A 17,036-nucleotide genomic window follows, 5' to 3' on the forward strand; every position below is an offset into this window, starting at 1 on the left:
CCATGGATCTCGCCTACCAGAAACTCCCCGACGAAGTCACTGGACCGATCTTGAAGTTGGCCGGGCAACTGATCACGCTGAGCGGCTATCTCGCGGTCGCGGCGATCCTCGTGGTCAGCATCCGCGCCTGGCTGCGCTACGACGACGGCGCCGCAGCGATCGACCTCTGGAAAGAAATCCTGATCATCCTGTTCTGCGCGGCGGTGGCGGCCAAGACCTTCGACATCGCCGAGTGGGCGAACTGAATCGAGCGATTCGTATGCGACGACAACTACGCCGAACAGTGCTGGCCGCCCTCGTGATCGTCGCGACGGCGGGCACGACCAGCGGATGCGGCAGTAGCGATGCCAACGGCCCACCGCTGTCGATCATCGCCTACCAGGGCGCGGACTGGGTCACCAACGGCACGGTGAAACCGCCCGCGACACCCGGGCAAGAGGATCGGGTGCGGTATCCGCACACGATGGACGGCGCGGTGATGGCCGCAGTGAACAGCCAGACCATGCTCGACCTGGCCACCGACGGCCAGTTCGGTGCGATCGCCGCGGACTACTTCACCGTCGGCGAGGGCTACCGGGCCTACCTGGATGCCCGCCGCAAGATCACGGTCACCGGGATCGATGCGGCGAAGCTGCCACGGGTCAAGGGATTCCGGTTCTTCGAGTTCACCGACCAGGCCGCGACGGTGGAGATCTTCCTCGCTCAGCCCGATCACTCGATCACGGGTCTGACCAGACGGGTGGTCTGGCTGGGTGAGAGCTGGCTCATCGAGCTTCCCGCGCCCACCGAGAAGACGGTCAAAGCCTACGACGCCCTGCCCTCGGACATGAACCCGCTTCCCCAAACCTGACCCCCGCCTGCCTGCCCTGCTGCCGAAGGAACCCGATGCCCCGCCCTCATCACCATCTCGCCCGCCGGTTCGTCGTCGGCATTGTCGCTTTCGTGCTCGTCGCACTCCTGGTGGGCTGCGGTGCGGGCGGTGACGAGCACGGCACCGTCGAGCCCGGAACCACCGGCGAACCCTCCGGCGCGGTGCCGTTGAAGGACTCGGACTGGTTCGCCCAGCGGTTCGGCACCCCGCTGATGACGGGCAGCACCCAGCTGCAACCGCGCGCGGTCGAGCAGGCCAAAGACCAACGGGGCGTGGCGCTGCCACAGAATCATGCGCCCTTGGACGGGCCGGTGATGTGGCAGCGGGTGCACTGCGAGGCGCTGCCGTTCACCACCACCGACGGACCGACCCGGCTGCGCGCCGACACCATCTACGCCGGATTCGCCCACACGACGATCGGAGCGGCCCTGGCCGCGTTCCACTTGCGCAATTTCGGCGGCACCGTGGTCACGCCCGACGCGATCGCGACGATCGCCGGGCCGCTCGACCGCGCGCGCGTCGTACCGAGCCTGCGCCTGGACGAGACGAAAGTCCCTGCGCGGGAGGCGAACTGCCTGGCGACCTACCGACGAGACGGCATCCGTCGGCCCGCACGCTGGCATGCCGATCAGGTCTCAGCACAGGTCTACAACATCGAGTTCTGGTTCCCGCCTGCCGCCGAGGGCCGCGGATACAGCACCGACGTGACAGTGGTGTGGGCCGGAGACGACTGGTATCTGACCGACCAGAGCATCGGCGAGATCGGCTACTCCGGCCAGCAGAAGCAACCGATCGCCCGTGACGAGCCGACCGGGTGGCCCCGATGGTGACTGCGTGCACGACTCTGCACCGCCTGGCCGCGATCCTGGGCGCGATCGTGGTGGCCGGAGTCGTGCTCGCGGGGCTCAGCACCGCGCAGCCCGCACCGACACCACCACCATCGTCATCGCCGTCCACCAGCGCGGTGCCGGTGCCGGGCACGACGTCCACCCCGACACCCCCGGCGCCCGGGGTGTCGACGACAACGCCCGCACCGCCGACCAGTTCGGCTCCAGGCGTCCAGGACGATGCGTGCAAGGGCCACGTTCGGATCCCGGGTATCGATGTGTGCACACCGATACCCGACGGCGTCACGAGCGCGGTCACCGACGCGAGCAAAGCCTTTCTCAGCGACATCGTCGACGCGGTCCTCAACGGGTTCATCTGGATCACCAAATACATCTGGCAGTTGTTCATCAGCGTCGATGTCGACATGTCGAATTCGACCTCGACGGTGCAGAAGATCAACGACATGACCGGCGAATTGCAGGTCATCGCCGCAGGACTCGGATTCCTGGTGGCGTTGATGCAGATGCTTGTCCACCGGATGATGCTCACCGGCGACGACGCGGCACCCGAGGCGTTCGCGGGGTTCCTGCGGTGGGCGCTGGCGGCCACGCTGGCCGCACCGACACTGCTGTCGCTGTCGGCGGCCAGCGACGCGCTCGCGCAGTGGATATTCACCACCGCGGCCGGGCCCGAAGGCCCGACCCACGTGATCGATACATTGACCTCCGCCCTCGGTGGTCGCGACGAACGACTCAAGACCGAGGATGTCATTTCCTTGGCGTTGTGCCTGCTGGGGCTCATCGCCTACGTCGAACTGGCGATTCAGCTGTTCCTCCAGAAAGCCTGGATGATCTACGTCGCGATCGCGCTGCCGATCGCGGGAGCGGCCTCAGTCACCGGCGCGGGCAAGTCCGTGTTCAGCGCGATGCTGCGCCTCGGGGTCACCGTGTTGCTGTTCAAACCGATCGCGGCGCTGCTGTTCGCGGTCGGATTCTGGCAGATCCGGGAACTCGACAGCGGCGCCGACGTCGTGACCGCGGTGCTCGTCATGGTCGCGCCCGCGTTCTGTATGCCGGTCCTGGTCAACCTCATCGGCAACACCTCGGTCGGATTCGCCGGCACTCCGATGCTGCGCGGGATATCCCAGATCGTTCGACCCACGCGCCGGTGGGCGGCCAGTCGGCGCGACGAATGGAATGCGGGCAGCCGCCAGGCGAGGGAATCGGCCGACGCCGCAGATGACGCCCGACGCTCGGCGCGCGCGTCGAGCGCGCCGTCACAGAACACATCGCTCGCGACGCCACCCCCGCGGACGTCGGCGCAGGGTTCGCGTAACCCTTCCGCAGGTGGAAGTCAATCCACCGCATCGGGCAATGCCACGAATTCCAGAAACCGGGCCACCGCGAGCGCGGGCGCAGCAGGGGCGAACACGGGAACCGGTAGTGGCGGGCAGACCCGGACCGCGAGCGGCAACCGCTCCGGTCAGTCGGCCGCGTCGGGCTCCTCGTCGGCGGGAGCGCCCACTTCGAGCCCGGGTTCGGGTTCCGCGACGACGGCGGGCAGTCGGGGTCGTCAGTCCGGGGGCGGATCGTCGGCGCGCACAACAGGTTCCCGCAGTTCAGGTTCGGGTTCCGGGTCTGCGGCTTCGGCCGGGTCACGGTCGGCGACAGCGTCTCAGCGTGCCGGTGGCCGCTCGGGCACCGGGTCTTCTGCTGGATCCGGCCGGACTTCGGGCGATCCCACGCCACCCCCGCCGCAGCAGCGGCAGTCACGTCGGCGAGCGCCTACGCGGCGACGCGGCGGAGGGCCCAGCGACACGTTGGGGCGCATCAATTGAGCGGCGTGAACCACTTCGGGTAAGGACGGAGAGATAGCTGATGGGACAGCAGAAGTACGCGGGATGGCGCAAACCGGAGAGCACCGGATTGGTGCCGGGGCTCTCGGCGGCGGCCTCGGTTCTCGCGGTCGTGTCGTTGATGGTGGCGGTCGGGCTGTGGTTCTTCGCCGGTGCCCCGCTGCTGGCGGTGATCGTGCTGGTGGTCTCGGTGTTGGTGATCGCACCGACGATGGTCCGGATCCGGGGCATCTCGGCAGGGGAGATGCTGACCGCGTGGATGCGGACCCTGCCGATCCGCGCCAGGGAAGCCCAGCTCTACAAAACGGGTTTGTTCAGCCATATTCCGGGAGGCCGTTCACCGTTGCCGGGGCTCGCGTCCCCGATCACGCTGACCGACTGTTTCGATCCCGACTCCGGCGAAGACATCGGGGCCTTGGTGAATCTGGTGCATCACACGATCACGGTCGTGCTGGTGGTGGCGGTCCATGGCCAGGACACTCTGCCTCAGCAGATCATCGACGGCCGGGTGGCCGGGTGGGGTGAGTTCCTGCGGATCATGGGTGAACACGGCGATGTGGCGGGTGTGGCCGTGGTCAGCGAGACCGTGCCCGAGACCGGAGCGACCTACACCGCAGAGGTCGAGTCGCGTCGCTCGGAGCTGGCGCCGGACCTCGCGGCCGAGGTCGTCGACGCGCGCGCCGAGGAGATGCCCCTCGACACCATCCGCGCGACCCAGCGCATCGCCATCACCTTCCGCTACCACTCCGGCGCGTTCATCGATGGTGTCGCGTCGGTCTCGCGGCGACTGCCGGAGTTGCGCACCGCGGCCGCGGGTGCGGGCCTGCAAGCCGACTTCTGCCTCAGCTCGGAGATCGTCGCGTTCACCCATACCGCGTTCAACCCCGCTGCGGCGGGCCGCATCGACGAGCTGATGGCCCGGTCCGGGGATACGGGGCTGCGCTGGACCGATGCCGGGCCATCGTTCCACGACGACACGAATCCTCGCTTCTACCTGCACGACTCGGGAAGGTCGATGACCTACCGAGCATATGAGTTTCCGGTGCAGCCGGTCGACGAGCAGATTCTGGCGAAGATCCTGGGGAAGAATTTCCGGGCACCCTACAAGCGGGTCACGATGATCTATCGCCCGTACCGACCCGCTGACGCTCGTCAACTCGCCGACGGCCAGTTGCGTGATTCCTTCGCCGGGTCGCAGCGCACCCATCGCGGCCTGACCGATATCCGTCAGCAGATCCGTTTCGAGGACAACGCCGCCACGCGTGAAGACCTCGCCGAAGGCCACGGCCTGACCGATGTGGGAATTCTGGTGACGGTGACCGTGCCGTTCGAGGCGAGCGGTCGCGATGCGGCCCAGATGCTCGACGATGCCGCGGTGTCGTCCTCGTTCGCCTTCGCTCCCTGCTTGACCGATCAGGCGGCGATGTTCCTGGCGGGGTTGGGAATCGGGGTCTACCCCGACATGGACGAAACGAAAGCCGGGCCCGGTGCTTGGGCTGCCTGACGCCTTCAGCGAGGCCTTGCCCGCGCCACTACGCCGAGGTCTGGGATCCTCCTCGGGCAGCGCACCGGCCGGGTTGCTCGACCACGAGGAAGCCGACGAGCTGCGCGAGTTGCTGCCCACGATGTCGCCGTGGACCCGGTTCCGCGCGTCACGGCGGCTGGCCGCGCACGAGATCGCGGTGTGGCAACTCGGCGCGGCCGAGGCCCGGCAACCCTGGCAGGCCCCTCGAATGCCGACACCGAACGGGTTTCTCGCGCGCCACGGCGGCTACATGAAAAAGCCGCTGCCTATGCCGTATGTGCGCGGTACGACGTGCCGGGTGTGCGGGCTGTATCCGTTTCCCATCGCCAGCGAGGTGACCACTCCGGGGCTGCCGATCGGACGTCAAGCCGGAGGCGCGCCGTTCTTCTTCGATCCGCTGGCCTGGTTCGACGCGGGTCTGATCACCTCCCCGACGTTCTCGGTGATCGGCCCGAACGGTTTCGGCAAGTCGACCCTGTTGCGGCAGATCGTGCTCAACGATCTGTTCCAGGGTCGCCATGTGATCTGTCTGGCCGACGCGAAGCCGGATTTTCGGCGGTTGTGCGAACTGCTCGGCCCCGACGGACAGGTCTTCCATGTCGGCGGTCTCGGTGGCGGTGTGCTCAACGTGCTCGATCCCGGGGCGCTGGCCAACGCGATCGACCGACTCGGTGACCGGGAGGACGGCCGGGCGCTCATGGATCAGCTCCACGAAGCTCAGGCGTACAACGTGATCTCGCTGGTGGCCCTGGTCCGGCGCGCGCCGACCGCCGACTACGAGAACAGCGTCATCGATGCCGCGCTGGCTGCGCTGTACGAGGGGGCCCGGTTCTCCCCGACGCGCCCGCCGATCCTGTCCGATCTCATCGGGCAATTCGATCACCCGACCGAGACCATGCGGGCCAGTGTCGCCGCGGCCGACGACGCCGAATTCGCCCACATCACCCAACGGTTGGTGCAGTCACTGCGCGCGCTGGTGCAGGGTTCGCTCGGGCGCGCGTTCAACGGTCGGTCCACGACCCGCATGGATCTCGACGTCGCGATGATCGATGTCGACCTGTCGGTGATCCCGCTCTCGGCGCGGGATCTGCGCGCTGCGGTCATCGCGATCACCGGTCTCGAGGCGCAGGAATCGGTGCGGGTGCGCAACCTGCTCGCCGCGCACGGGCTGGCGCGCAAGACGGTCACCGACCTGATGATCGATGAGCTGTGGCAGCTGTTCCAGGTCGGCGGCGCCTCCCAGATCGCCACCGTCGACCGGATCACGCGTCTCAACCGCACCGACGGAACGACATTGGGCACCTCCACCCATACCGTCGGCGACTACAAGGGCGTGTCGGACTCGGTGCACGAGCAGTTGCAGGCCACCGGGTTCATCTCACGATCGCGGGTGAAGTTCGTTGGGCCGATCAACGCCAACGAGATCGACCAGCAACGCGGATTGATCGACTACACCGATCCGGAAGCCGGATTGCTCAAGTCCTGGTCGGACTCGGGCACACCCACCCGGTACGGGCGCCGCGCGGTGCACGACGGCATGGGCCGGTTCATCTGCAAGTGGTCCGACGACCCGAGCAAACCAGGTGTGCCGTTCAGGACGTGGATCAGCCCGATGGAGCTCGAGCTGGGCATTCACGACACTTCCGCTGCCCTGCGCAGCGAACGCGCGTGATGACCGCGGCGCTACTGTTCCTGCTGCGCTACCGACGTCAGATCCTGGCCGTGGTCATCGTCTTGTTGTTGCTGATCGCGCAGTGCAGCGCACGCGAGAACGACCAGAACGGTTGCGCGACATCGGCGGGCGCAGCCGCCGTCGGTGGTCTGGTGTATCCGGTCGACCCGAACACCGCGATCAGTTCCGGTTACGGCTACCGCGAGGGCGGGGAGTTCCACCGCGGCGTCGACTTCGCGGTGCCGGTCGGCACTCCGGTGCGCGCTCTGTCCGACGGGACGGTCACCGCCGCCCAGGACCAGGGCGTCGGTGGGTTCGGCGGCTGGGTGGTGCTGGCCCACACCATCGACGGCACACCAATGAGCACCGTGTACGGCCACATCAATCCCGGCGGAGTGCACGTGAAACTCGGCCAGCAGGTCCGCGCGGGCGACGTCATCGCCGCCTCGGGAAACGCCGGAGAGTCGAGCGGGCCGCATCTGCATTTCGAGCTGCATGACAGCCCCGACCGTATCCAGCAGTACAACCCCGTGGATCCGACATCGCTCCTCGAACGCATACGGTCCGGACAGACCACCACTACTGGTGGCGCGGAGCAGCAGGTCACCGCGCGCGCGTCGACGAGCGAGATAGTCGACCGCAACGCCGCCGCGATCATCGCCGCGGGCTTGGAAGACGGTGTGCCCGAGAAGGCGATCGTCATAGCGCTGGCGGTCGGGCTCGTCGAGTCGGAGTTGCGCAACCTGGCCAGTGAGAAGGTGCCGGAGTCGACTGCCTACCCGAACGACGGCGTCGACCCGGGTGACCACGCTTCGGTCGGGGTGCTGCAACAGCAGGTCGACATGGGGTACGGGACCGTCGCCGAGCTGATGCAGCCCAAACACCAGGCGCGAGAGTTCTTCCGACGGTTGCTGGCCACCAACTGGCAGAGCAAATCCCTCACCGAGGCCGCGGCCGACGTCCAGCGGCCGCGCGCGGAACTACGGGGAAAGTACGCGGCGCGTGAAGTCGAGGCACGCGAGTTGTTCGCGCGGTTGGTCAGGCGCGCGGCGGCGGGAGAGGGATGCAGCCCGGTCAGTCCGACATCTCCGGGACAGGGGACCGGTCAGGGAGCCGAGATCGTCGCCGCCGCAAGGCGATTGGTCGGAACACCGTACGTGTGGGGCGGCGGAGACGAAAAAGGCGCGACCAACGGCGGCGTCGACTGCTCGGGGCTGACACTGTTCGCCGTACACGCCGCGACCGGGCAGCACTTGCCGCACTTCACCGGCGACCGCAGCCAGCCCGGCCAACTCCAGATGGGCACACCCGTCACCGACCTGAGCCATGCCGCCCCCGGCGATCTGGTGTTCTTCGGCTCCGACGGCGACGCGGTCCATGTCGGGGTCTACTCCGGCACCAAGGACGGGACACCGTTGATGATCCACGCGCCGACCAGCGGACAGACCGTCACCGAGGCACCGGTGTCCGTAGGCGGAAATCTGATCGCGATCCGCCGATTCACCACCAGCCACACGACATGACGCAAAGGGAGACCCTGTGAATCCGACCGGCCGCTACGAGTATCCAGACCAGGCACGGACGGCGCGCCCGGCGACGCGGCGCGTCCCAGGGCGTCTCCTCGGCGAGGGAACAGACCGGCTGCGCGCATGCGGGCGTGGAGCGTGGGAACGCCGCGTGATCGCGATCGCGACAGCCGCGCTGGTCGGAGTCGGGGCAGGCGGATGCGCGGTCTCCTCACAGGACTTCGGCGAGCATGATCTCGGCCCTGGCCTACCCGTAGGTGCAAGCGCCGAGTCGTTGCCCGAATTGCCCACACCATGGCAGAACCTGGACCGGACCGCCCCAGAGGCGGTTGTGCTCGCTACCGCACGAGCTGTCTTCGACTGGCATCCCGAGAACGGCGAGATCGGCCCTGAGATCGCCGCGCGCCGGGCCGGGCCACTGTTCACACTGCGAGGCGCCGAGACTCATCGACCGCTGCCAATCTCACGGCGCACCTGGCAGGAGTGGATGGACGCGCGGGCACTGGTCAGCGCCGACACAGTCATCAGCGCCGAAGAACACCCCGTCGACACGGCGGGTACCTGGCACCGAAAACTGACCACGACCTTGACGGTCACGACACCAGGAAAACTCCCGCGCTCCATGCGAATCGTCAGCTTGGTCGTCGCGGAGAAGCAAGCGGGCTGGAGGGTCGCTGAGCTGGCGCATCTCTCATGGACCTAGCGCGGTGCGCGGCGCGTCCGTTTCACGTCGCGGTGTTTGCGCATGCGGCGCGGCGATCCGCCCCGAGCAACATGCGCAATCCCTTCGAGTACGGCGAGCGGTAGCAGGACCAACATCAATAGGCGGAAGATCAGTTTTCGGCCGAGAAGGGTACGAAGGACACCAGCTTCAACCACCATCGGAGTTGTGTCGAAGGCGTAGTAACTTCGTTTGAAGGTCAGCACTTCGATTCCGAGAGTGCTCACCCCAGCAACCCCGGCCGCAAAAATGCCCCAAAAGGTACCTGGGCTCAGCAGGTGAAGCGGCACCCACACCAATGACGTAACACAAGCTGTGTCCACGGCGGCCTTGCGCCAGGCAACGAGATTGAGGACCGGCGGTTTGGTGGCGGTGAGCTCGGCCCGGATGCGCGTGGCGTGGAGCATGAGATCGAAACCGAAACGCCAGCTCCGAAGGAATCTGGTCAGCGGGTAGCGCTCGGTTTCTGTCAGGAGTGGGATGAGCAGGTTGCTCTCCCAATCGATCAGCCACTTCTCGCGCTCGTCCGCGGGCAGTTGACGGGCCGCCAGACGCAGCATGGTCTTCGGCAGGTCATCGATCCGCGCACGCGCCTCGTCACCGAGGATCTTCCGCGCTGCCGATCCGAGCACGTACAGAACGACCACAACGACCACTGTCTGCACGGCGCTCATCAGGTATCCCAGCCCGTCACCACACCGGGCTGAAACCCGGGCAGAGTGAAACGTCGCTTCTGCGGTGCAGCTTCCAGCGGGGCGCGCGCAGTGGTGACGGCGCGGCGGGCGCGGGGGACGGCTTCTGGGCGCAGGGTGTAGGTGATCCTCGGTGGGCCGCCGGATGCGGGCGAGGCGTCTGGATCGTCATGACGGATGAGCCATCCGGCGGTGACCAGCCGCGCGAGGATCTGGTAGACCTTCGCGCTGCTGAACCCGGTCTCGGTCATGAGTTTGTAGCCGTACTGCGCCTGGCCCATGCCTTCGAGGAAGGCGTTGAGGATCGCGGCAACCGCCAAGGTCACCCGCACATCCTTCATCTCGGACATACCAAGTATCTTACATAGTTGTGGCTCCCCGGGTCGATGGATCACCGGCGGCAACGATCGCGATCGTGTCACCGATATCCACGGACAGGTGGTAGGTCATTCACCGGGTCGCGTTGTCGGGGACGACGTCGACCAAGCCGACGACGAACGTGGCCTCGTCGATGAGTTCGGCGACGTGCTCGGTGGTCAATGCACCGCACCCGCAGCCAGCGTCGGGCCCAGGCGGGTCGATGATGTTCCCGAGGTCGAACACCACGTCACGGGGAACATCGCCAGCTTCGTCCCAGTGCGCGGTGCAGGGTCCGATCGCGACGGCGATCCGCCGGTCACGACGCGCGGCCGCCACCCATTCGGTCGACAGATCCAGTGCGCACAACAGCAGGTGGTCGGGGGCTCCGGTTTCGGGTCGGCTGGTACGCAGCGCGAGCCATTTCGGGGTGATGGTGGAGGGGTGGTCGGTGACGATCCGAAGTGCCCAGTCGGTCTGGTCGGTGGAAAGCACGCTGTCGGGATGTCCGAATCCGTTGGCGCGCAAGAACAATTCCAGCTCCGACAGCCATGGTCGAGCGCCCTGATCGTGGTCCTCGACCACTCGCGCGGTGATCAGTAGCACCGCCTGGTCCCACTCTTTGTCTTCCTCGTCGCGGCCGCTGCTCACCAGTGCTCGTGCGGGATTCGTGTGGTGCTCGGCGACGATCCCCGGACGGGTTTTCAGCTGAAGGTGCGGTGTGCCCGGTCCGGTGTCGGGGCAGGGGGGTGCTCTCGACACCGGACCGGGCGCGCTGGTCTACGGCAAGGGGGGTTACCGGACCTGCGCCGGGCCGTCGGGGGAATGACGACCCTCATAGTGTCAGACGCATGACGCGAGCGAAAAGTTCCCGCGTAGAGAATCATTCGATCTCGCGGAGCGCTTTCTCTGCGTACGCTAGTCGAGGCCCTGGGCTGCTTTGAGTCGCTGGTCGAATACGGCGAGGGTGTCGGTGCCGAGTCGTCCGACCGGGCCGCTGAGCCACGGACGGTAGACCGTGGTCACTCGATCGGGCCGAATCCAGCCCGCGACCGGGTCGGAGTCCGCCAAGGGGACGGCTAGAAGTTTGTCCGGATCCAGACTCTCGATAGGGGCAACCATCACCCAATTCTCGCCGGGCGCAAGCAGATATCCCGGGGTGACGATAACCCGGTAGGGAGTCCGTTCGTCGGCGCCCTCGCGTGTGGGTCGATCTCGGTCGAACTTGAAAATGTCGCCTCGCTGCACGGGGCTACGTTACGCAGCGTGCCCGTGTCCATGCTTTCGGGCCTCGGCTTCGGCGGCCGCGTCCAACGCGGCCAACTCCTCGGCGCGAGCGAGATCGGCAGCGTCGGTGCGGGGACGGGGCCGGTTGGCATCGGCCCACAGAGCACCGGCCTTCGCAGCCTGGATCACGAAGCGACTGACCGCGACGCCCTCGCGCTCGGCGGCACTCCGGAGGAACGCAAGATCCTCGTCGGAGACGTGGATAGTCATCTTTGCCATACTTTTTACCATACATTATGGAGGGCCTTTTGCCTTACATTGCGGAGGGCGCCTCCGAGGGGTTGCAATCCAGCCGAACAGGCTGCGGAATCATCGGGTCAGCGAGACCGCCGGGCGCTACGGCGACACCGATGCCGTGGGCGTCGCGGTCGATTCGGATTCCGGCGCGTTCGGCCGCTTCGAGGATTGCGCGATGTTCCAGCAGTGCGGTCTTCCCGATCCCGAGGGCGTCGAGGCGGCCGTATTTGACCAGGCGTCGCCATTGCAATAACGCGCGACCCGCGCATCGGGGGAGGCGAACGCGCCCGACCGCGACGACACGCCGGGCCGGGGCGTCGAGACGATGGAATCGTGACGAATTCCCGCGACATCCGTATTGTATCGAACATGTGTTCGAGTTCGGTGGACGGCGTATGAGCGGCGGCATAGGCGGACACGGGCATCGTGTGGACGCGGCCGCGTTGGCGGGGCAGGGGCGCGGCGATCAGCTGGCCACGTTGAGGCGTGCGATGGAGGCCGTGGGGGGCGGGGTGGCGAGCGCATCGCGGGTGGCGCGGGTGCCCGAGCATGAGGTGCTGGCAGTGCCTGGTGCCCTGGGCGAGGTGCTTCCGGCCGGGGGGCTGGTGCGCGGACAGGTCACCGCCTGCCCGCGCGGCAGTGTGCTGGCTGGGCTGCTCGCCGCGGTCACCGGGGCGGGCCGCACTGCGGCCGTGATCGGTGGGCGATCTCTGGGGTTGCTCAGCGCCCACGAGTTCGGCGCGCGACTGGACCGGCTGTGGGTGGTGGAACCAGGGCCGGATCCGCTGGCAGTGCTGTCGATCTTGACCGAGGCCCTGGACATGGTGGTCTTGGATGTGGATGACCTCACCGTCACTCCGGCGGGGGGGAGGCCGGTGCTGGCGAAAGTCCGTAATCACGGATGCGCGCTGGTCCTGAGCGGGCGTCGGATCCGCGGTCTGCGCGCTGATCTCACCCTCGCCGCGCGCACGGTCGCCTACGACGGGTTGGGGGCAGGCTTCGGCCGTGTCCGCGCCATCCACGTGATGGTCTCGGCGGGCGAGCGCGGCCGCGCGGCCCGCACGACCCATCTCGTCGCCGCACCCGCCGCAGATGGTGCGATGGGCTGGTCCGTCCAACACGCGCATCGGACCCGGCGAAGGCTGCCGGAAACCGGCTGACCCGGTATCGATGCCGACCTCGGTGGCGCACGCGGACCGAGACAACGCCGACAGATATCGCGTGAGTGCCGGGAGCGGCATCGAATCACCGATAGTCGCCGGATCGCGCTGGGCAAGGTCTGATCGCCGGTGATGGCCTGACCGGGAGGCGCGAGTCGCAGCGATATCGGATCGTCTCCGGCACACGGTGTACACCGGCACGCTCGGGCCTCGGACGGGAGCAGGTGCGGGCGATGCAGCTGTGCCATATCGGCCTCCTCTCATGACAGGAGCGTCCGATCCCGCACTCGGCGGCGAAACGCACTGTGGCCGCGAACCAGGACCGATCGCCCTCTCGGGGGTTCGGCGCCCGGCCCGCGGCCAGCAGCATTTCGTGCATCACGGTAACCCATGCACGGCGCGCGAGAGCGGCGCCACGCCCGGCGGGTCGACGACGAGTTTCGGACTCGACACGAACTCGATCGGCCCGAAGGTCTCAGCGGTCGTTGAACAGCACGGCGAACCGAGGCGCGGCGCGGGCGCGGTCCAGGACGTCGGCGAGCTGCTCGCGTCCGAATTCGGTAAGGGAGTAGTAGACGCGCGGCGCCGCGCCCCCGTCGCCGTCGTCATCGGCGGGGGTGAGCCATCCCTCGTCGCGCATGCGATGCAGGATCGGGTGCAGCACACCGGATGTCAGTCCGGTCTGTTGTCTGAGCTGGTAGCCCCAGTGGCGGTCGGTCGGGGCGGCCATGAGCGCACGGGCGACCTGGACCATCGCATGCGTCATCCTCATAGGTTGTACTCTACCTATTTAGGTTGTACTCTACCTATTGCCAGTCGATCAAAGGAGACCCCGATGGCACACCCGATGTCCGCGACCAGCGGCAATACCGACGACAACCCGACGATGCCCGTCGGCGACCTCACCGAATCCGATATCTATGCCGACCTGGCGCGGTTCCTGTCCGGGGACGACGAGGTCGACGGAATCGGTATCGAGGACGTCGAGTTCGATGACGAGACGGTACGGATCACGTTGTGCGACACGGCCGGGGACACGCGCATGGTCGACCTGCGCATCGTCCCCAGCTGACCGATCCGGTGCCGGGAGGCTCACCCCTCCCGGCACCGACCAGCCGCATCACCGGATCGAGGTAGTCCCTATGGACCACACCACCGAGAAGTCCGATATCGACGACGAAATCGAGCAGCAACGCGCCGAGTCCCTGCGCGTCGGCCGCGAGGCCGCCGAGCAGGCGGCGGCGCAGTGGCGCGCGGTCTACGAACTCGCAATGCAGCTGCGCGCTTTCAGCCCGCACCTGACCAGGGTGCCGCGCACCGACGACGAAGAATGGTGGGAAAGCCACATTCCCGCCGATCTGCCGTTCGGGCAGGCCGAGATGGTCACCGCCTTCGCCGATATCGCGGCGTTGGGCGGCATGGCCTTCACCGCAGCCGCGATCTACCGCGAGCAGGCCCATGCGCTGGGCGTAATCGCTGTAGCGACGCATCCTCCGGATGGCCCCTGACCGATATCGACCGATTTACGGGGCGGCACCATCGTCTTCGATGGTGCCGCCCCGCTCTGTGTGATCGGTGCGAGCGTCACCGGCGGTTACGACCGGCACGGTGCGCGGCGATCTCATGTCTCGAGGTAGGCGAGCGTGACTGCGAGCGCGTCGTCGTCGAGGCCTTCTGGCACTAGGCGTAGCTGGTTGGGACGCGAGCGGCGTTTGTCGCGAGGGGTGTCCTCGCCCAGGATCGCGCGGGCGGGATCCATGATCACCTCGAGCACGCCCATGGTGTCGAGCATTTGAGCCTGGGTATAGGTGGACGGGCTGATGCCGAAGAATCGCACCCGGTCCTCGGCCGACATGACGAAACCGTCCTTGGCATCGGGGTCGTAGTGGCGGGCGGCGAACAAGATCATGACCAGCGCCGCTTCCGGGAGGACGAACAGCCAACCGTTCTCGATCAGCGAGTAGGGGATCGTGAAGCAGCCCTTCGGCGTTTTCGGCACGAGGTAGGGATCGCCGGCGTATCCCGGTCGGGGGCCGTTCTCCTCCAGCAGCAGGAACCCTTCGGCGTCGAACCGGGTCGACGGCGGATCTCTGTCGGGTTCGCGTAGGAATCCGCGCTCGATGAGTTTGTCGACATTGCCGACGAGTTGGTCTCGGCGCAGATCCTGGACGGTGCGGTATGAAGCACGGCGCCCACCGGTCGGTTTGGCCTCGAGCGGGAAGAGGTCCGACCAGTCCACGGTGGTGTCATCGACCATCAGGGGGCGTTTGTTGTCGGGAGCGCCGCCGAGGCCGGTGCGCAATTGCGCTTCGGCGAGAATCGCGAGCTCGAATTGCAGCAGCGAGCCCTGCGCGGTCACCAGGCGCGTCGCGGGAGGTCGATCGGCGCGCTTCGGAAGTCGGCGTTCGCTGCCAGAACCTGCGGACACCGCGTTCTCCACGAACGAATTCCGGATCAGGAACTGGTCCGGCGGGTTCCGCAGCCCGCCCGCGGCGCGTAAATCCTTCCATCGCTCCATCGCCGCTCGGATGGCGGGCTCGCGACCCCGAAGCCGCTTCGCCCGCTCGACATTGGTGATCTGCGCCACTCCAACCCCCGATTTTCTTTAAAATTGTGCTTCTAGATCCGACTGTCTAAACATGCAGTTAACTCGCAAAGCTCGTCGTGAAGAGGCGTCATACCGCAGGTTTAGAGCGACGGTCGAGTGTAACCCAAGTCGACGAAGCGGTAGTTGCGAGGGGTGGCGGCGAGGTGTTCTATGGCTGTCGTGCCACCGAATCCTGGTGGTCGAGGCCGGTTTTCAGGTGCCGGTCGCATTATTCGGGCGCAGGCCCCAGGGGCTCAATCCCTGGGGCCCGCCTATGCCGAGAACCATCTTGAGGAGGACCCCGACATGCCAACCGTAGTCGCCCCCGACAGCTCGCACCACGACCCCGGCTCGCAGCCGCCGACCTGGTGGCAGCAGGTGGTTTGCGTGGTGGCGGCCGCCGCTGTCGGTGGCGGCGCACTCGCGTTCGACGCCGGCTACGTCGCTGCGGTGACCCTGGCCCTCGCGACCGCCGACGTCGTACGCCGGATGCTGCCGTAGCGGACGCGGCCGATCGAAAACCGATTCGATCGCGGAAGTCCTTCGCCCCGGGCCGGAACCGAACCGATCCGGCCCGGGGCGAAGCCACCGCGTCGGCGGGCGCCGATGGCGATCCGGCGAGTCTGGCGCACGTGCGCGGCTGCGGCCTCCGATCCCAAGACCAGGACCGAGGGCGTTCACCACTGGTGCTCCCTCTGCATCCACGGTGGCGATATCGTCTCCGCCACCGCGGTCATGTCGTTCTCCCGTGCGTGCCAGCGCTGTTCGCGTTCGCAGCGCACCAGATCGGCGATCTCGAAGACGAGATCCAAGTCCTCATCCGTCCCACCGAGAATCTCCACGCCGACATCGCCGGCTTCGACCTCGAAATCGCGGCACGTGATCTCTTCGGCGGCATGCCGGGGGCATCCCGGGTCGGTGACTGTCGTTTCGTCGTCGTAGATCCGCACCCGGACCCGGATGTCGCCACCGCCGCAGGGGGAGTAGCTGCCTCCGCGGCGGGTGCGATTCTCCCCGGCACCGAGAAGGCATCCGAGGCTGTGTACCGCCTCGCAGGTGGTGGCGAGGATTTCGGTCGCGGTCACAGCCGTTTCGAGTGCGTCCCGTAGGGTCCCGTCGGTGATACGCCGCAGCTCACCGAGTTTCGAGTCCACGGAGACAGCGTTGGCGACGGTGCGCCAATCGACGTGGGCGATATCGGCGTCCTCGCGGATGCGGGCAAGGTCGTCGAACACTTCGCGCACGGTGGTGCGGAATCGCTCGAGGTCGGTGCACTGGATTACCCGTCGAGGTTGCCCGTCGGGCACCGGTACGGTCACCGGACGCAGCCGCGCGGACATGAGCGCGCGAACCCGTGACAGCGCGGCGTCGGCGGTGGCCACCACCTCGATGTTGGTCGGGTCGCTCAGTTCGTCCTGGCTGATCTGTGCATCGCTGCGGCGCAAATACCGCCACGCGCCGTCGATCTGGATCTTGCCGGGGCGCAGCGACGAATCGGAGTCGCTGTCGTGCGTGGCGGCGCGGACGTCACCGAGTCGTTGAGCGGCGGTGAATGTCAGGCCGGTAGCGTCGGCGGTACGGCGGGTGCGTCGGCGTCGGCGCGCACTGCGGTTCTTCGGCATGGTCGTCATCCGTTCCGGCACAGGTGCCCACGCCACCCTGCCGACGATGAAATGAGCATGCGGACAGGGGATCACGATGTGATCGCGGGCCCCTGG

General features: G+C 67.1%; 21 protein-coding genes. 13 read left to right on the forward strand and 8 right to left on the reverse strand.

Annotated features, from left to right (window positions below; all coding sequences use genetic code 11):
- The first annotated feature begins 2 nt into the window (after window positions 1–2).
- From OG225_RS43180 to OG225_RS43215, 8 genes are all read left to right on the forward strand, one after another.
- Entirely contained in the window at window positions 3–245 is a 243-nt protein-coding gene (locus tag OG225_RS43180; protein ID WP_331761213.1) for a hypothetical protein, read from the forward strand.
- A 14-nt stretch (window positions 246–259) separates the two neighbouring features.
- Entirely contained in the window at window positions 260–850 is a 591-nt protein-coding gene (locus OG225_RS43185) for a hypothetical protein (RefSeq protein ID WP_405183707.1), read from the forward strand.
- A gap of 35 nt (window positions 851–885) precedes the next feature.
- Complete coding sequence (locus OG225_RS43190; protein ID WP_331761217.1) at window positions 886–1,701, forward strand: hypothetical protein; 816 nt, start codon at window positions 886–888, stop codon at window positions 1,699–1,701.
- The gene (locus OG225_RS43195) at window positions 1,695–3,536 is read left to right on the forward strand and encodes a hypothetical protein (protein WP_331761219.1); all 1,842 of its coding nucleotides are present in this window, start codon (window positions 1,695–1,697) and stop codon (window positions 3,534–3,536) included. The genes OG225_RS43190 and OG225_RS43195 overlap by 7 nt, the downstream gene beginning before the upstream one ends.
- A gap of 40 nt (window positions 3,537–3,576) precedes the next feature.
- Complete coding sequence (locus OG225_RS43200; protein ID WP_331761221.1) at window positions 3,577–5,058, forward strand: SCO6880 family protein; 1,482 nt, start codon at window positions 3,577–3,579, stop codon at window positions 5,056–5,058.
- Complete coding sequence (locus OG225_RS43205) at window positions 5,042–6,751, forward strand: hypothetical protein (protein WP_331761223.1); 1,710 nt, start codon at window positions 5,042–5,044, stop codon at window positions 6,749–6,751. Before OG225_RS43200 ends, OG225_RS43205 begins: the two co-directional genes overlap by 17 nt.
- Window positions 6,751–8,274, forward strand: coding sequence for a peptidoglycan DD-metalloendopeptidase family protein (locus OG225_RS43210; protein WP_331761224.1), 1,524 nt, complete (start codon window positions 6,751–6,753; stop codon window positions 8,272–8,274). Before OG225_RS43205 ends, OG225_RS43210 begins: the two co-directional genes overlap by 1 nt.
- Window positions 8,275–8,428: 154 nt before the next feature.
- Window positions 8,429–8,980 (forward strand): hypothetical protein, encoded by a 552-nt coding sequence (locus tag OG225_RS43215; RefSeq protein ID WP_331761225.1) that lies wholly within the window; start codon window positions 8,429–8,431, stop codon window positions 8,978–8,980.
- Here OG225_RS43215 and OG225_RS43220 read toward each other — a convergent pair.
- The 5 genes from OG225_RS43220 to OG225_RS43240 all read right to left on the reverse strand — a co-directional run bounded on the left by OG225_RS43220 (window position 8,977) and on the right by OG225_RS43240 (window position 11,553).
- Window positions 8,977–9,672 carry a hypothetical protein gene (locus OG225_RS43220; protein WP_331761227.1) on the reverse strand — a complete coding sequence of 232 codons (696 nt, stop codon included), beginning with the start codon at window positions 9,670–9,672 and terminating at the stop codon, window positions 8,977–8,979. The two genes, OG225_RS43215 and OG225_RS43220, sit on opposite strands and share 4 nt — an antisense overlap.
- Complete coding sequence (locus OG225_RS43225) at window positions 9,672–10,040, reverse strand: hypothetical protein (RefSeq protein ID WP_331761229.1); 369 nt, start codon at window positions 10,038–10,040, stop codon at window positions 9,672–9,674. Before OG225_RS43225 ends, OG225_RS43220 begins: the two co-directional genes overlap by 1 nt.
- A gap of 100 nt (window positions 10,041–10,140) precedes the next feature.
- Window positions 10,141–10,698: a hypothetical protein gene (locus tag OG225_RS43230; protein WP_405183708.1), complete on the reverse strand. Its 558-nt coding sequence runs from the start codon at window positions 10,696–10,698 to the stop codon at window positions 10,141–10,143.
- A 267-nt stretch (window positions 10,699–10,965) separates the two neighbouring features.
- Window positions 10,966–11,295, reverse strand: coding sequence for a type II toxin-antitoxin system PemK/MazF family toxin (locus OG225_RS43235; RefSeq protein ID WP_331761234.1), 330 nt, complete (start codon window positions 11,293–11,295; stop codon window positions 10,966–10,968).
- Window positions 11,296–11,304: 9 nt separating this feature from the next.
- Complete coding sequence (locus OG225_RS43240) at window positions 11,305–11,553, reverse strand: hypothetical protein (protein WP_331761237.1); 249 nt, start codon at window positions 11,551–11,553, stop codon at window positions 11,305–11,307.
- Window positions 11,554–11,689: 136 nt separating this feature from the next.
- Here OG225_RS43240 and OG225_RS43245 point away from each other — a divergent pair, with 136 nt between their 5' ends.
- Window positions 11,690–11,824, forward strand: coding sequence for a hypothetical protein (locus OG225_RS43245; RefSeq protein WP_405183709.1), 135 nt, complete (start codon window positions 11,690–11,692; stop codon window positions 11,822–11,824).
- 142 nt (window positions 11,825–11,966) lie between these two features.
- Window positions 11,967–12,731, forward strand: a complete 765-nt coding sequence (locus tag OG225_RS43250) for a hypothetical protein (RefSeq protein ID WP_331761239.1) — start codon at window positions 11,967–11,969, stop codon at window positions 12,729–12,731.
- Window positions 12,732–13,206: 475 nt separating this feature from the next.
- On the opposite strand, the gene OG225_RS43255 is transcribed toward OG225_RS43250, so the two are convergent.
- The gene (locus tag OG225_RS43255) at window positions 13,207–13,503 is read right to left on the reverse strand and encodes a PadR family transcriptional regulator (protein WP_405183710.1); all 297 of its coding nucleotides are present in this window, start codon (window positions 13,501–13,503) and stop codon (window positions 13,207–13,209) included.
- 63 nt (window positions 13,504–13,566) lie between these two features.
- On the opposite strand from OG225_RS43255, the gene OG225_RS43260 reads away from it, so the two are divergent.
- Together OG225_RS43260 and OG225_RS43265 are read left to right on the forward strand one after the other, a co-directional pair.
- Entirely contained in the window at window positions 13,567–13,803 is a 237-nt protein-coding gene (locus OG225_RS43260; RefSeq protein WP_331761244.1) for a hypothetical protein, read from the forward strand.
- Between the two features lie 70 nt (window positions 13,804–13,873).
- Window positions 13,874–14,239 carry a hypothetical protein gene (locus OG225_RS43265; protein WP_331761246.1) on the forward strand — a complete coding sequence of 122 codons (366 nt, stop codon included), beginning with the start codon at window positions 13,874–13,876 and terminating at the stop codon, window positions 14,237–14,239.
- Window positions 14,240–14,352: 113 nt separating this feature from the next.
- On the opposite strand, the gene OG225_RS43270 is transcribed toward OG225_RS43265, so the two are convergent.
- The gene (locus OG225_RS43270) at window positions 14,353–15,159 is read right to left on the reverse strand and encodes a hypothetical protein (RefSeq protein WP_405183711.1); all 807 of its coding nucleotides are present in this window, start codon (window positions 15,157–15,159) and stop codon (window positions 14,353–14,355) included.
- A 465-nt stretch (window positions 15,160–15,624) separates the two neighbouring features.
- On the opposite strand from OG225_RS43270, the gene OG225_RS43275 reads away from it, so the two are divergent.
- Window positions 15,625–15,819, forward strand: coding sequence for a hypothetical protein (locus OG225_RS43275; RefSeq protein WP_331761251.1), 195 nt, complete (start codon window positions 15,625–15,627; stop codon window positions 15,817–15,819).
- 176 nt (window positions 15,820–15,995) lie between these two features.
- On the opposite strand, the gene OG225_RS43280 is transcribed toward OG225_RS43275, so the two are convergent.
- Window positions 15,996–16,976 (reverse strand): hypothetical protein, encoded by a 981-nt coding sequence (locus OG225_RS43280; protein WP_405183712.1) that lies wholly within the window; start codon window positions 16,974–16,976, stop codon window positions 15,996–15,998.
- Window positions 16,977–17,036: the final 60 nt, after the last annotated feature.

The organism is Nocardia sp. NBC_01377, assembly GCF_045040005.1.
Lineage (GTDB): Bacteria > Actinomycetota > Actinomycetes > Mycobacteriales > Mycobacteriaceae > Nocardia > Nocardia noduli.

Bases quoted from the DNA above. Each gene is read 5' to 3' on its own strand.
- OG225_RS43255 (WP_405183710.1), bottom strand. From the start codon at position 13,503: ATGAGGATGACGCATGCGATGGTCCAGGTCGCCCGTGCGCTCATGGCC.
- OG225_RS43260 (WP_331761244.1), top strand. From the start codon at position 13,567: ATGGCACACCCGATGTCCGCGACCAGCGGCAATACCGACGACAACCCG.
- OG225_RS43195 (WP_331761219.1), top strand. From the start codon at position 1,695: ATGGTGACTGCGTGCACGACTCTGCACCGCCTGGCCGCGATCCTGGGC.
- OG225_RS43240 (WP_331761237.1), bottom strand. From the start codon at position 11,553: ATGGCAAAGATGACTATCCACGTCTCCGACGAGGATCTTGCGTTCCTC.
- OG225_RS43225 (WP_331761229.1), bottom strand. From the start codon at position 10,040: ATGTCCGAGATGAAGGATGTGCGGGTGACCTTGGCGGTTGCCGCGATC.
- OG225_RS43180 (WP_331761213.1), top strand. From the start codon at position 3: ATGGATCTCGCCTACCAGAAACTCCCCGACGAAGTCACTGGACCGATC.
- OG225_RS43210 (WP_331761224.1), top strand. From the start codon at position 6,751: ATGACCGCGGCGCTACTGTTCCTGCTGCGCTACCGACGTCAGATCCTG.
- OG225_RS43200 (WP_331761221.1), top strand. From the start codon at position 3,577: ATGGGACAGCAGAAGTACGCGGGATGGCGCAAACCGGAGAGCACCGGA.
- OG225_RS43190 (WP_331761217.1), top strand. From the start codon at position 886: ATGCCCCGCCCTCATCACCATCTCGCCCGCCGGTTCGTCGTCGGCATT.
- OG225_RS43265 (WP_331761246.1), top strand. From the start codon at position 13,874: ATGGACCACACCACCGAGAAGTCCGATATCGACGACGAAATCGAGCAG.
- OG225_RS43250 (WP_331761239.1), top strand. From the start codon at position 11,967: ATGAGCGGCGGCATAGGCGGACACGGGCATCGTGTGGACGCGGCCGCG.
- OG225_RS43220 (WP_331761227.1), bottom strand. From the start codon at position 9,672: ATGAGCGCCGTGCAGACAGTGGTCGTTGTGGTCGTTCTGTACGTGCTC.
- OG225_RS43275 (WP_331761251.1), top strand. From the start codon at position 15,625: ATGCCAACCGTAGTCGCCCCCGACAGCTCGCACCACGACCCCGGCTCG.
- OG225_RS43185 (WP_405183707.1), top strand. From the start codon at position 260: ATGCGACGACAACTACGCCGAACAGTGCTGGCCGCCCTCGTGATCGTC.